We start from the raw sequence: 13,137 nt of genomic DNA, 5'->3' as shown, positions 1-13,137 counted from the left end.
AGGAGACACTCATGGATCCCGACCGCCTTAAAGGCAAGAACATTCTGATCACCGGTGCGGCCCGCGGCATGGGTGCCGCCAATGCCGAGAGCTTCGCCGCGCAAGGGGCAAACGTATGCCTCGGAGATCTGGATCCGGACGAGGCGCAGAAGGTTGCCGAGCGCATCAACGATGCCGGTAACGGCCGCGCCATCGCTGTCAGGATGGATGTCACCAAACGCGAGGACAACGCGAGCGCCGTCGCAGCCACGGTCGAAGCATTCGGTTCGATCAACGTGGGGATGTTCAATGCAGGCCTCAACAAGCCCCGGTTTTTCATGGATATCGATGAAGACAACTGGGACATGATCATGAACGTCAACACCAAGGCGATGTGGCTGGGAATGCAGGAAGTAGCCCGCCAGATGATCGAGCAGGGCCCGATGGAGGATCACCCGTACAAACTCATTAACGTCGGATCGATTGCCTCGCGCAAGCCGCTTATCGATGTAACGGTTTATTGCACATCGAAATACGGTTGCCTGGCGCTGACCCACTGCGGGGCGATCGGGCTTGCCGAGCACAACATCACCGTTAATGGCTTTGCGCCCGGTGTGGTGGTAACGCCGCTGTGGGAGCAACTCGACAAAGACCTGATCAACATGGGTTTCAAGGAACGCGAGGGTCAGGCCTACGAAGACATCGTCAACAATTTCCTACAGATCAAGCGAGTCTCCTACCCCAGGGACATCACCGGGACCGCCTCTTTTCTCGCCAGTGGTGACAGCGACTACATGACCGGACAGATGATCCACATCGACGGCGGATGGTGCATCCAGTGAGACCGCAATCATTGCCCTTGCGCCCGTTTACCGCCTTTCCCGACACACAAGAACAGTGCGGATTGCCCCCGCACCGAGGAGACAACTCATGACACGCGCCCTCATGCCCAATCTACTGACGCCGCAGGACCTGCAACCGAACTGGCAGTGGGAATCGAAGCTACCGTCGCCCGGTCATATGTCCGTCGATTTCGAGCGGCGTATCGACCACGACCGACTGCGTCGTTATCGCCTGGCCCGCACACGACAGGCGCTGCAAGCGTCGGGCGCGGGCACGCTATTACTGTTCGATGTGAACAACATCCGCTATGTCAGCTCCACCAAGATCGGCGAGTGGGAGCGCGACAAGATGTGTCGCTTCTGCCTGCTCACCGGCGACGACAGTCCCTATGTGTGGGATTTCGGCTCGGCCGCCGTGCATCACCAGAAGTATTCCGACTGGCTCGAGCCAAGCCATTGCCTTGCGGGTGTGGTCGGCATGCGCGGGACGATCCCGCCGGAGTTCGGCCTGATGCGACGCTATGCCAGAGACATTGCGCGGCTGATCAAGGAGGCCGGCATGGCCGACATGCCCGTGGGTGTGGATTACGCCGAGACTGCGATGTTCCACGCGCTCAAGGAGGAAGGGCTCAACGTGGTCGATGGCCAGCAGATCATGCTGTCGGCGCGCGAGATCAAGAACTGGGACGAGATCCAGCTCCTGACACAGGCGGCCTCGATGGTCGATGGCGTCTATCACATGATCTACGAGGAGCTGAAGCCCGGCGTACGCGAAAACGACATCGTTGCCTACAGCAACAAGATGCTCTACCAGATGGGTAGCGACGACGTCGAGGCGATCAATGCAATCAGCGGCGAGCGCTGCAATCCACACCCCCACAACTTCACCGATCGCCTGTTCCGCCCGGGTGACCAGGCCTTCTTCGATATCCTGCAGAGCTACCAGGGTTATCGCACCTGCTACTACCGGACATTCAACATCGGGCGCTCTACGCCGTCGCAGAACGACGCTTACGTCAAGGCCCGCGAGTGGATTGATGCCTCGATCGCGATGATCCGGCCCGGCGTTACGACTGACAAAGTGGCCGCGGTCTGGCCCAGGGCGGAGGATTTCGGCTTCCCCTCCGAAGAGGCGGCTTTCGGGCTACAGTTCGGCCACGGGCTCGGCCTTGCCCTGCATGAGCGCCCGATCATCAGCCGCGCCGTCAGCCTTGATCACCCGATGGAGATTCAGACCGGTATGGTCTTTGCGCTGGAGACCTACTGTCCGGCGACAGACGGCTACTCCGCCGCACGGATCGAAGAGGAAGTGGTGGTCACGCCGGAAGGGTGCGAGATCATTTCGCTCTTTCCCGCCGAAGATCTGCCCATCGCGAACCGGTACTAATCATGAGCAATCCATTCGATCTGACCGGCCGCAAGGCGCTGGTTACCGGCGGGGCAACCGGCATCGGCGAAGGCATCGCCCTCGGCCTTGCCGCCGCCGGGGCCGATGTGGCCCTGACTTATCGCACTCACCAGCCCGATGAGGCCCTCGCCGGCATCGAGGCGGCGGGCGGCAAAAGCGCGGCCGTCAAAGCCGATTTTACGGGCATGAACCAGGCTGCCGCCGAAGACGTCGTCACCTTCGCCTCGGACGCACTCGGCGGTCTGGATATCCTGGTCAACAACGCCGGGATCATCCATCGCGAGGACAGCACCGAAATGGCGATGGGGGACTGGCAGCGCGTATTGTCAGTCAACCTCGACTCGGTCTGGCTGCTCTCCCAGGCCGCCGGCAAGCGCATGGTCGCCCAGGGGGCTGGCAGGATCATCATCGTATCGTCCGTGCTCGGCTCGCAGGGCGGTCTTCGTGTACCGGCCTACGCCTCCAGCAAACACGCGGTTCTGGGCCTGACCAAAGCACTCTGCAATGAGTGGGCGCCACACGGCGTCAACGTCAACAGCATCGCACCGGGTTATACGGCGACGGAGAATACCCAGGCGTTACGTGACGATCCGGATCGCGCCAAAGCCCTGCTGGACCGCATCCCGGCGGGTCGATTCGCAGACCCCTCGGAAATCGCCGGCGCCGCTGTCTTTCTGGCATCGGATGCGGCCACTTATTGCCACGGGAGCACGGTCACCGTCGATGGCGGCTGGCTCGCCCGCTAGGAGAAAAGCAATGGAACACACACTGACGGGCAAGACCGCCCTTGTGACAGCAGCCGCCAACGGCATCGGACGCGCCAGTGCCGAAGCAATGGCCGCGCGCGGCGCCCGGGTTATCGCCACCGACATCGATGGTGCAGCGGTCGAGGCCCTCGCACAGACCCACCCGAACATGACCGGCTACCAACTCGACGTGCTTGACGGTTCAGCCGTCGAATCCCTTATCGCATCCATCCCGCCCGTGAATATCCTGCTGAACTGCGCCGGGTGGGTCCATGACGGCACGATCCTCGACTGTGACGAGGCCGTCTGGGATCGATCCTTCGACCTGAACGCCAAGGCGATATTCCGCATCACCAAGGCCGTTCTGCCCGGCATGCTGGATGCCGGGAGCGGGTCGGTCATCAACATCGCCTCCATCGTCTCGAGTGAGAAAGGCGCACCGCGCCGATTCGCCTATGGCGCATCGAAGGCGGCCATCGTTGGCATGACGAAATCCATTGCAGCCGATTTCGTCAAAGACGGCATTCGGTGTAACGCGATCTGTCCCGGCACGGTACAGAGCCCGTCACTAAACGATCGCCTGAGCGCAACAGGTGATTTTGATAAGGCGCTCGCCGCCTTCAAGGACCGTCAGCCGATGGGACGGCTCGGCCGGCCCGAGGAAATCGCGGAAGTGGTCTGCTACCTCGCGGGGGATCTATCGGCCTTTACCACGGGCCAAGCCTTTGCCATCGACGGTGGGTGGTCGAACTGATGGGACTGGATCGTGCCGCTTCGATTGATGATCTTCGCCGTCGAGCCAGGCGGCGTATCCCTCGCTTCGCCTTTGATCTGGTCGACGGCGGTGCCGAGAGCGAGCGCAACCTGCGGCGCAACATCGAGGCCTTCGAGGAGGTTGAACTGACGCCCCGCTACATGGTGGACGTATCCGAACTCGACACTAAGGCCACGCTTTTCGGCCAGACCTACGATATGCCGTTCGGGATGGCGCCCATCGGCATGCTCAACGCGTTCTGGCCCGGTGCCGATCTGACCCTGGCGAGGCTGTGCAAGCAGTACAACGTCCCCTATGTCGCAGGCTCCGCCGCGTCCACCACACTGGAGTCCCTCGCCGAGGCGGCAGACGGGAACGGCTGGTTCCAGCTCTACGTCTCGAGCGATGCGGATGTGACCGAGAGCTTGATCCAGCGCGCCGAGGCGGCGGGCTACACCACACTGATCGTCACCGCTGATGTCCCGGCAGCGGGCAAGAGGGATCGCGACATCCGCAACCAGCTGGCCGTCCCGTTCAGGATCACGCCCGAGGTGATCGCGGGTCTGATGGCTAATCCGCGCTGGTCGCTGGAAACACTCATACACGGCAAGCCGAACATCGCGAACTACGCAGACCTTCTGCAAAACGCAACATCCTATGCGGATGTCCAGAAGACCCTGATCACGCCGAGCTTCACCTGGGATGACCTGAAGCGTCTGCGCGCACGCTGGAAAGGCAAGCTTCTAGTCAAAGGCATCCTGCATCCAGAGGATGCGGCGAAATGCGTGGACATCGGTTGTGACGGCATCATCGTGTCCAACCATGGCGGTCGGCAGGTTGCGTTCGGTCCACCCACCGTTGAAGCGCTCCCGGCGATTGCGGAGGAAGTCGCGGGCCGTGTGGTGATTATTCTCGACAGTGGTGTGCGCCGGGGGGCGGATATCCTGCGGGCAAAGGCGCTCGGCGCCGACTTCGCCTTTGCAGGCCGGGCACTTGCCTACGGTGTAGGCGCGGGTGGCCAGGCCGGCGTGGGGCGCGCCTTCGAGATCCTTCAGCTGGAATTGATCCGCGCCCTGGGTCAGCTGGGCGTCCCCTCGTTCGCCAGCGTTGGGGCGTCGGAACTCAGCCACCCAGGCTAGCGTTTGCGATTATCGCCCGGACCTGCGATAACGCCCTGCCGGTCCAGGCGATCAACTCTCGAACACTGGCGGACGCATGCAGGCGGTTTTCAATCTCGCGCTCCCCTTCTTTGCGCTGATCTTCACCGGGTATCTTGCCGCCCGGGCAAGGATGCTGGGAACGAGCACGGTCGGTGGGCTGAACACCTTTGTGTTCTACTTTGCCCTCCCTGCCCTGCTCCTGATCGAGACCTACCAGGCGCCGGCCGTCACCGGTGCGGTGGGCGGGCTGCTGGCGGGCTACTATATCCCGGGCATCGTACTGTTTTTCGTCGTCCTGCTCATCGCCCGCCGTTTCATGCAACTGCGTACAGCCGATGCCGCCATCCAGGCGCTCGGTGGCGTCTTCTCCAACGTCGGCTTCATCGGACTGCCGCTGGTGATCCTGCTGTTCGGCACCGAGGCCGCGCTGCCCGCCGTTGTGATCGTCATGGGCGACACCATTGTCATGCTGGGGCTCGCAACCGCGCTGATCGAAGCGGATCTGGGCACGCAGCGCAGTCGACTGGCGCTTTGCGGTCAGATCACCGGCGGTGTCGCCCGTAACCCCATCGTGATGGCGGGCGTGATCGGGATCAGTCTTAACCTGCTGGCGGTCCCAGTGGCCGAGCCGGTCCTGCGCTATGGCGGATTGCTGGCCGATGCAGCGGGCCCGTGTGCACTGTTCGCACTGGGAGCGACGCTGGCGGGGCGGCCGATGAGTGAGGGGGCCGGCGAGACGGCCTGGCTCTGCGCGCTCAAGCTACTGATTCATCCCGCACTGGTCGCAGGCATGGTGATATGGGTGGTCGATCTACCGCCCGTCTGGGCAGCCGTAGCCATTCTGCAGGCGGCCCTGCCCATCGCGGCCAATGTCTATGTGCTCGCACAGCGCTATCAACGACGGCCCGAGCAGATCTCCACCGCCATCTTCCTGTCCACGGCGATCGGCGTGCTCACACTCAGTGCACTGATCAGCTGGATCTATCCGGTCTGAACCCGCATCACCGACTGGACGGCTGGCGAATGCGTCCGTACGACTACGGACGTCACTTTCCCGCTCGGCCACTAATATGGGAAGCAGGTCGTATCAGAGGGGAAACCGCCGTGGCTGCTCCAACATGCTTTCTGCACACATTCGCCCCCGGGTTGCTGTTCCTCGCCGGCATTACCCTTCATGGCACGGTGTCGGCCCTGCCCCTCGCTGATCCGGCCGAACGACCGGTCGCGGAGGCCATCGGCCGCTACGAGGCGGACTCCCTCGCCGGCGGACCGGGCAAGGATGGCATCCCGGCTATCGATTCGCCGCAGTTCGAAGCCGCCGATCAGTCCGATCTCGATCCCGGCGACAAGGTGATCGGGCTGTACTACAAGGGCGAGGCGCGCGCCTATCCTCAGTCCACGCTGGTCTGGCACGAGATCGTCAACGACACCATCGACGGCGACGGCATCGCCATCACCTATTGCCCGCTGACGGGCAGTGCCGTCGGCTTCGAGCGCGGCGAGACCGAGCTGGGCGTGAGTGGTCGGCTGGTCAATAGCAACCTGGTGATGTACGACCGCACCAGTGATTCACGCTTCCCGCAGATACTCGCGACCGGCATCACCGGTCGACATCGACGCGAGGCCCTGCGCGAGGTTCGGCTGATCTGGACTACCTGGGAGGCCTGGCGGACACGCTATCCGCAGACACGGGTACTCAGCCGCAACACCGGGTTCCTGCGTAACTACGGCGACGATCCCTACGGGACGTACAACCCCGTGACCGGGTATTACCGCCCCGACAGCCGTGCGCTTTTCCCGGCCATGCACACTGACGATCGCTATCCGGCCAAACAGGTCGTACTGGGCCTGCGGGACCGCAACGGTGCCGTGGCCATCGACAAGACCCGGCTCGCCCGCGACGGCGTCATCGAATTCTCCCGCGGTGGCGATCACTACCTCGCCATCCACGATCCGGTCCTCGATACCGGCTGGCTGTTCCGCGCCGGGCAATCCGTCAGCGTCGACCCATCGGCCGTCGAGTTCGGACCCGAAGGGCCGCGATTCCCCGGTCGCGACGCACTCACGCCGATCAATGCGTTCGAGGTCATGTGGTTCGCGTGGTTCGCCTTCTACCCGGATACCGGACACCTCCAGTGATGAGACGCTTCCTTCCCGTCAGCGCGGTGGTCACGGTCGTCATCGTCTACAGTCTGTTCTACCTGTGGATGATCGGTGACCTGTCCATCCACTCGCAGGCGGGCTGGGGCTGGCAGAGTGTCCCGGACTGGACCGGGCGCCTGACCGATCGTCGCGGCCCGTTCCTGTTCGAGCCGACGGCGCAGCTCACCGCGCCCTTGGGCACCTGGCTCATCAGCCCGCTGAACAGCCTGGTCGCGATGGGTCTCGGGGGGCTGCTGGGCGGTAATCTCCTGATCTGGCACCGGCGCCGGCAACTCCCTGTATATTGTCAGGCGGGGCGGTCGGGACGCTGGAGCGCGCTGGCCTCGGTCCCCGCGCTGCTTGCCGGGGGGGCCTGCTGTGCACCGGCCCTCCTGCTGGTCATCGCCACGCCGTCGATCGGTTTTCTGGCCGGGCTGTTTCCCTGGCTGGTTCCCCTTTCAGCGGCCCTTTTGAGCGGCACGCTGACAGCCCAGATATTTTTCTACCACGCTGCCCGCCAAAGGGTAGAACAACGCACTGGATAGCTATGGATCATAAACACGACCTGATTATCATCGGCGGTGGTGTCGGCGGACTGGTTACCGCCAGCGTCGCGGGACAGCTCGGCCTCGATGTCGTACTGGTCGAGCGCGGATCGGCGCTGGGTGGCGACTGCCTTCACCATGGATGTGTGCCGAGCAAGACGCTGCTCCACAGTGCAAGCGTCGCGCAGACGGTTCGCAATGCCGAGGGCTCCGGTATTAGTGCCGGGCTCGGGGACATCGACCTCGAGGCGGTCATGGATCGCGTCCGTTCGGTCATTGCCCGAATCCAGCAGGCGGACGATCCCGACCGGTTCCGTGGCTATGGTGTGGACGTGCAGTTCGGTGAGGCGCGCTTCCTCGACGCCCGCACCATCGAGGTCAAGGGCAATCGGTTGCGGGCGCGGCGGTTCGTGATCGCGACGGGCTCGCAGCCGACAATCCCCCCGATTCCGGGGCTCGACGACGTCCCGTATCTCACCAACGAAACCGTGTTCGACGAGACCACCCTGCCGGCGCGTCTCGCGGTAATCGGTGGCGGGCCCATCGGGACCGAGCTGGGGCAGGCCTTCGCGCGGCTCGGGAGCCGGGTCACCCTGATCGAGGCGGGCGGACAGATCCTGCCCAAGGACGATCCGGCACTGGCGCAACAGCTCCGTGCCTGCCTGGAGAGCGAGGGTGTGTCGGTACGCGTCAACACCCGCGTCGAGTCGGCCGCCGCCACCGCCAACGACACCGCAGCGCTTACGCTATCGGGGGATGCCGGAGAGGAAACACTCACGGTCGATCGGGTCCTCGTCGCCGCGGGCCGCAAACCCAATCTGCAGTCGATCAATCCCGGCGCGGCCGGGCTTGAACTCGCGCCCGACGGCACGCTGACGGTCGATGCCAGGCTGCGAACCCGCCAGCACCATATCTATGCCTGCGGTGACTGCGCCGGTCCCTACCCGTTTACCCATATGGCGGAATACCAGGCGAGCGTCATCATCAGCAACGCGATCTTCCGGATGCCGAAGAAAGCCGACTATAGCGCCGTGCCCTGGGTCACCTATACCGATCCGGAACTCGCGCATGTGGGCATGACCGTCACGGACGCCCAGGACGCCGGCATTGCCTTTTCCATCGCCGCCTTCCCCGTCGCCGACGTCGACCGGGCGATTGCCCAGGGACAGACTGCCGGGGAGCTGCGATTAATAGTCAGTCGCGGGAAGATCATCGGCGCGAGCCTGCTCAGCCCCCATGCCGGCGAGCTGATCCACGAGATCGCGCTGGCGATCGCCGAGGGCATCCCGCTGAGAAAACTCGCCGGGATGATCCACGCCTATCCAACACTAGCGCAGATCACCAAGCGCGCCGCCGGGGCCCACTTCGCCCCGCAGCTTTTCTCTAGCCGCACGCGTGGATTCGTCAAATGGATCAACCGGATCCTGCCCTGATCCGGCGTCGACTCCGCGCCGAGGCCACGACGGCGGTCGCGGGTGCGGGACTGATCCTGGTCGGGATCGCCTGGGCCAGCCGCTTTGTGCCGGCAGGGCTCGAACTGCCGCTCATCCTGCCGACCAGTCCCGTCATGCTGGGGGTAGCCCTGCAACGCCGATGGCTAGCATTGATCGTTGCCGGAATCGCTCACACGCTCGCGGTCACCTATTACCTGGACGCCATTCCCATCGTCGCCATCCCGACCGCACTGGGTTTAATGGCATCGGCCGTGCTCGGCGCAACCATCTCGCGCCGGACGAATGTATCCCTGCACTTCGAAGACGGGCGCCAGGTCATCGCGTTTCTATTGATCGGGCTAGGGGTCAGCGCATTCGGCAGCGCATTGTCCGGCGCCATCGGGACAACCGGACTGCAGACAGGGCTGGAGAAGGCCGTGCTGCTTTGCTGGATTGCCGACGGTATGGGCATGCTGCTCATCGGCCCGGCGTGGTTGCTGGCGCTGCAGCGCCCGAAAGGCTGGCCGCTGCGCGGCATCGATAGCCTGATGCTGCTGGTCGTGACCGCCGTTACTTACGGGATCTACGCCGGCCATCTCGACCCCGAATTCGCCCGACCGCTGTCGTACGCCGTTTTCCCGCTGATCATGGCGACCAGCTACCGATGTGGTCGACTGACAACGGCGCTGGCGATTGCCGGTATCGCCGCGATTGCCATCAGCTGCACCGCCCTCGGCAAAGGGCCTTTCGCGATCAATGGCCTGCAAGCCGATGTGCTGGCGCTCCACGCCAACCTCGCGATCCTCAGCCTGACCGGACTGATCATGGCGGTGATCCGTTATCAGAAAAGCCTGGCCGATGCGGCGATGCAGACGCACCTGCTGCGCTTTGCCCGCGCCAATCGGCTGGATGCGATGTCAACGCTTGCCGCCGGCATGGCCCACGAGCTCAACCAGCCGCTGACATCCGCCAACGCCTACGCGCAGTCAATCCGCCGCCAGCTAAAAAACGACACCCACAGCGCCGATCTGCAACCCGCCCTGGACGGCATGATCACGAGTAACGAGCGTGCGGCGCGAATCGTCCGGCACTTTCGTCATTACCTCGGCGACGGGGAGAACCATGCGGAGCGGTTCGATATCCGTCGCGGTGTCAGTGCCGCGATTGATCTCGTGAGGCCAACGCTGAATGACCACCGGATCGCGCTGGATGTCGACCTGCCGGATCGGCCGGTCGAGTGGATCGGGGATCCCGTCGGGCTCGAGCAGATCGTCGTCAATCTGCTCCAGAATGCCGATGAGGCCCTTATGACGCGACCCAGCGATGAACCGCGCTGGATCCATGTGCTGGTACGCTGCCAGCCGCGTCGCCGCCGGCTGCGACTGCTGGTCCGGGATAACGGACCCGGGCTGGACGAGGCACGGCTGGAGCATCTATTCGAACCGCTGGCATCGGGGCATGACTCGGGGACCGGACTGGGGCTCGCCATCTCCCGCTCGATCGCCGAGGCGCACGGCGGATGGATCAGTGGCCGCAACCGTGTCGGTGGTGGCGCGGAATTCACCCTCGAGCTGTCGATGGCGGAACCATGAGTGCACATCCCGTCGTCAGGCTGGTCGATGACGATCCGGACGTGCGCGCGGCGCTGTCCATGATGCTTCGCGGCGCCGGTTTTCGCATCCAGGCATTCGCCGATGCCCGGGCCCTGCTTGACGCCGTCACCCCCGAATGCCGCGGGTGTCTGATCATCGATGTTCGACTGGGTGACATCAACGGCCTCGAGCTCCAGCGCCTCCTGATCGAGCGACGCATCCACTTGCCACGCCTGTTCATCACGGGTCACGGTGATGTCCCGCTCGCCGTCGAGGCCGTCTCTTACGGTGCGCTGGACTTCCTCGAGAAACCGCTCGATGACGAGGCGCTGATCGCGCGGGTGGAACAGGCCATTGCGGCCGACCGTGAGTGGGCAATCGCCCATGAGGAAGTGACCCGCACGGAAATGCTCATCGATCGCCTCACCCCGCGCGAGACCGAGGTCATGGCGCTGATGGTCGAGGGGCTCCCGAGCAAACGCATTGCGACCCGGCTGGGCGCGAGCGTCAGGACCATCGAGGTCCACCGCGCCCGGGTCCTCGAGAAGCTCGAGGTAGCGAACAGTGCCGAACTGATTCGACGGGTCGTTCAGATCCCCGACTACAACCCATAGAAAGGTCATCGGATGTCCAGACTCAAGAAAATCGCGCTGCTGACCGTCATCGCCGTTCTGATCGCGATCGGCCTGACACTGCGCAGCGAAATCGACCGCGAGACGGTCGCCAACCTGATCACGGGGCTGGGCCCCTGGGCCGGGCTCGCCTTCATCGGCGCCTATGCCGCCGGTGCCGTCGCGTTCCTCCCCGGTCTGGTATTCACGATCACCGGTGGCGCCCTGTTCGGCCCGGTACTGGGCACGCTCTACAGCCTGATCGGCGCTACGCTGGGCGGTACGCTCGCCTTTCTGGCCGCCCGCCACGGCCTCGGGGACTGGGTGGCCACCCGCACCGGTCAGCGCCTCGAGCGCCTGCAGCGCGGTATCGATCGCGAGGGCTGGCGGTTTGTCGCCCTGATGCGGCTGGTCCCGCTGGTCCCCTTCAACCTGCTCAACTACGCCCTCGGCTTAACGCGGGTCGGGGTAACGGTCTATGTCGTAACCAGCTTCATCGCCATGGCACCGGGGGCGCTGGCCTATGTCTGGGTCGGCCATGCCGGCCGCCAGGCCCTCGCCGGCGGTGGCAACGTCGTGCAGAGCGTGCTGATTGCACTGGCGCTGATCGCAGTACTCGCCTTCGTCCCGCGGCTGGTGCGTAGCCTGCGGAACGATGCGGAGGTTTAGCTCTTTCCCTCTGCGATATGACCGTGCATCTCTTCTGCAACATTGACGCCGGATAGAAGCGCGCTTTCGTAACTGCCCATACGTGCGCTCGTGCTGACATAGTCCCCGCAAAAAGCCACCCGGGCGTCGGGGCATACCGACAGTGCCTGCGACAGTGGGTCTCCCTCGGGATAGGCATTGCCCCATCGATGCAGCAACGGGCCGAACGCGTAGCGGGACTTATCAAAGGCCGGCATGCCTGGGATGGTGCTCAGCGCCAATAGCATCTCGTCGATCAGATCCTCTTCGCGGCTGGTATCCGAGGACGCATCACCCACTCTCGCAGCACTCGATGAAGAACCATGGACACCGGCATTTTCGCGGGCAAAGCCGATGGTGGAATGCAGAACCACGGAGCAGCCACCGCCGTCGCAGGGCTGGATGGAGATCTTCGACAGGACGTCGTGATCTTTGACCAGGGCATCGCTGAAACCCAGCCGCCGCCATTGAGCGGCCACCTCATCGGTGCCGTAGAACAACACCGTGAGCACCGGGGCGGCCGTTTGCCGGGCGATGGCCTCCAGTGACTCGTTCAACCGGCTATCATCCAGCTCCGTGGCCGCCGCGACGAGCGGCGGTTCGCCCCCGAACGTAGCCGACCAGCGGGGATGCGCGACGCCGCTGCCCGATACGATCAGCCAGTCGGCGGTGCCAACCTCCTCGCCGTTTTTATCGGTTAATGTCCATTGACCATCCCCTCCTCCATCGTGGGAGAGACCTCGCACCATCGTTGAATACCGGGTCGTGATCGGAGTCAGGAGCTCGCTATCGCCATCCAGCAACAGCGAGCTCGCGATATTCGCCATTTCGCCGTTTTCACCGGTGATCAACGCTACATCGTCGGTTTTCTCGTCCGGAGAGAGCTCACCGGTAGCGCCGTCAATAAAGCACCGAGTCCCCGAATAGGGCTTAACGGCATCGCCCAGCGACGGCAGCAGATCCCGACCCTGGTCCGTGGAGATATCCGCATAGGGTGCCCCGTGATTGACGCGGAACTCGGGGATTGACCGGGTTTTCCGCGTTGCCGCCCGTCCACCGGGCCCGCGGCCGATTTCATAGAGCGTGATGCGACTGAGGTGATCCGGCATCGTCAGCGCGAGGCTGCGCGCCACCGAGGAGCCGGCGATGCCGTTGCCGATAATCGCCACGCTGACGGCATGGGGGGACGGGACAGAGTTGGATGCGGAGTCGGACATATGAAAAACACCATAGACATG

13 protein-coding genes are annotated in these 13,137 nt (G+C 63.9%); 12 read left to right on the top strand and 1 reads right to left on the bottom strand.

Features of this window, described 5'->3' with window-relative positions:
- Positions 1-11: 11 nt before the first annotated feature.
- The 12 genes from EV698_RS03185 (at position 12) to EV698_RS03130 (ending at position 11,881) form a co-directional block, all read left to right on the top strand.
- Positions 12-821, top strand: a complete 810-nt coding sequence (locus EV698_RS03185) for an SDR family NAD(P)-dependent oxidoreductase (protein ID WP_130502709.1) — start codon at positions 12-14, stop codon at positions 819-821.
- Between the two features lie 88 nt (positions 822-909).
- Entirely contained in the window at positions 910-2,208 is a 1,299-nt protein-coding gene (locus EV698_RS03180) for a M24 family metallopeptidase (RefSeq protein WP_130502708.1), read from the top strand.
- A 2-nt stretch (positions 2,209-2,210) separates the two neighbouring features.
- Positions 2,211-2,975 carry an SDR family oxidoreductase gene (locus tag EV698_RS03175; protein ID WP_130502707.1) on the top strand — a complete coding sequence of 255 codons (765 nt, stop codon included), beginning with the start codon at positions 2,211-2,213 and terminating at the stop codon, positions 2,973-2,975.
- 10 nt (positions 2,976-2,985) lie between these two features.
- Entirely contained in the window at positions 2,986-3,729 is a 744-nt protein-coding gene (locus EV698_RS03170; protein ID WP_130502706.1) for an SDR family oxidoreductase, read from the top strand.
- Positions 3,729-4,868 (top strand): alpha-hydroxy acid oxidase, encoded by a 1,140-nt coding sequence (locus EV698_RS03165; RefSeq protein ID WP_207220485.1) that lies wholly within the window; start codon positions 3,729-3,731, stop codon positions 4,866-4,868. The genes EV698_RS03170 and EV698_RS03165 overlap by 1 nt, the downstream gene beginning before the upstream one ends.
- Positions 4,869-4,944: 76 nt before the next feature.
- Positions 4,945-5,883, top strand: a complete 939-nt coding sequence (locus EV698_RS03160) for an AEC family transporter (RefSeq protein ID WP_130502704.1) — start codon at positions 4,945-4,947, stop codon at positions 5,881-5,883.
- Positions 5,884-5,993: 110 nt separating this feature from the next.
- Complete coding sequence (locus tag EV698_RS03155; RefSeq protein ID WP_239016192.1) at positions 5,994-7,028, top strand: DUF3179 domain-containing protein; 1,035 nt, start codon at positions 5,994-5,996, stop codon at positions 7,026-7,028.
- Positions 7,025-7,576 (top strand): hypothetical protein, encoded by a 552-nt coding sequence (locus EV698_RS03150; RefSeq protein WP_130502702.1) that lies wholly within the window; start codon positions 7,025-7,027, stop codon positions 7,574-7,576. The genes EV698_RS03155 and EV698_RS03150 overlap by 4 nt, the downstream gene beginning before the upstream one ends.
- A gap of 2 nt (positions 7,577-7,578) precedes the next feature.
- Positions 7,579-9,009, top strand: a complete 1,431-nt coding sequence (locus EV698_RS03145) for a dihydrolipoyl dehydrogenase family protein (RefSeq protein WP_130502701.1) — start codon at positions 7,579-7,581, stop codon at positions 9,007-9,009.
- Positions 8,985-10,601, top strand: coding sequence for an ATP-binding protein (locus EV698_RS03140; protein ID WP_130502700.1), 1,617 nt, complete (start codon positions 8,985-8,987; stop codon positions 10,599-10,601). Before EV698_RS03145 ends, EV698_RS03140 begins: the two co-directional genes overlap by 25 nt.
- Positions 10,598-11,215, top strand: coding sequence for a response regulator transcription factor (locus tag EV698_RS03135; RefSeq protein ID WP_130502699.1), 618 nt, complete (start codon positions 10,598-10,600; stop codon positions 11,213-11,215). The genes EV698_RS03140 and EV698_RS03135 overlap by 4 nt, the downstream gene beginning before the upstream one ends.
- A gap of 12 nt (positions 11,216-11,227) precedes the next feature.
- Positions 11,228-11,881 carry a TVP38/TMEM64 family protein gene (locus EV698_RS03130; RefSeq protein ID WP_130502698.1) on the top strand — a complete coding sequence of 218 codons (654 nt, stop codon included), beginning with the start codon at positions 11,228-11,230 and terminating at the stop codon, positions 11,879-11,881.
- Here EV698_RS03130 and EV698_RS03125 read toward each other — a convergent pair.
- Positions 11,878-13,116, bottom strand: a complete 1,239-nt coding sequence (locus tag EV698_RS03125; RefSeq protein WP_130502697.1) for an NAD(P)-binding protein — start codon at positions 13,114-13,116, stop codon at positions 11,878-11,880. The genes EV698_RS03130 and EV698_RS03125 overlap by 4 nt on opposite strands.
- Between the last annotated feature and the right edge of the window lie 21 nt (positions 13,117-13,137).

It is taken from the genome of Spiribacter vilamensis (genome assembly GCF_004217415.1).
GTDB lineage: Bacteria > Pseudomonadota > Gammaproteobacteria > Nitrococcales > Nitrococcaceae > Spiribacter > Spiribacter vilamensis.
The sequence above is the reverse complement of the archived record's forward strand: the minus strand, read 5'-3'. Positions and strand labels throughout refer to the sequence as shown.

Coding starts and splice junctions, on each gene's coding strand:
- EV698_RS03185 (WP_130502709.1), top strand. CDS start 12: ATGGATCCCGACCGCCTTAAAGGCAAGAACATTCTGATCACCGGTGCG.
- EV698_RS03180 (WP_130502708.1), top strand. CDS start 910: ATGACACGCGCCCTCATGCCCAATCTACTGACGCCGCAGGACCTGCAA.
- EV698_RS03175 (WP_130502707.1), top strand. CDS start 2,211: ATGAGCAATCCATTCGATCTGACCGGCCGCAAGGCGCTGGTTACCGGC.
- EV698_RS03170 (WP_130502706.1), top strand. CDS start 2,986: ATGGAACACACACTGACGGGCAAGACCGCCCTTGTGACAGCAGCCGCC.
- EV698_RS03165 (WP_207220485.1), top strand. CDS start 3,729: ATGGGACTGGATCGTGCCGCTTCGATTGATGATCTTCGCCGTCGAGCC.
- EV698_RS03160 (WP_130502704.1), top strand. CDS start 4,945: ATGCAGGCGGTTTTCAATCTCGCGCTCCCCTTCTTTGCGCTGATCTTC.
- EV698_RS03145 (WP_130502701.1), top strand. CDS start 7,579: ATGGATCATAAACACGACCTGATTATCATCGGCGGTGGTGTCGGCGGA.
- EV698_RS03140 (WP_130502700.1), top strand. CDS start 8,985: ATGGATCAACCGGATCCTGCCCTGATCCGGCGTCGACTCCGCGCCGAG.
- EV698_RS03135 (WP_130502699.1), top strand. CDS start 10,598: ATGAGTGCACATCCCGTCGTCAGGCTGGTCGATGACGATCCGGACGTG.
- EV698_RS03130 (WP_130502698.1), top strand. CDS start 11,228: ATGTCCAGACTCAAGAAAATCGCGCTGCTGACCGTCATCGCCGTTCTG.
- EV698_RS03125 (WP_130502697.1), bottom strand. CDS start 13,116: ATGTCCGACTCCGCATCCAACTCTGTCCCGTCCCCCCATGCCGTCAGC.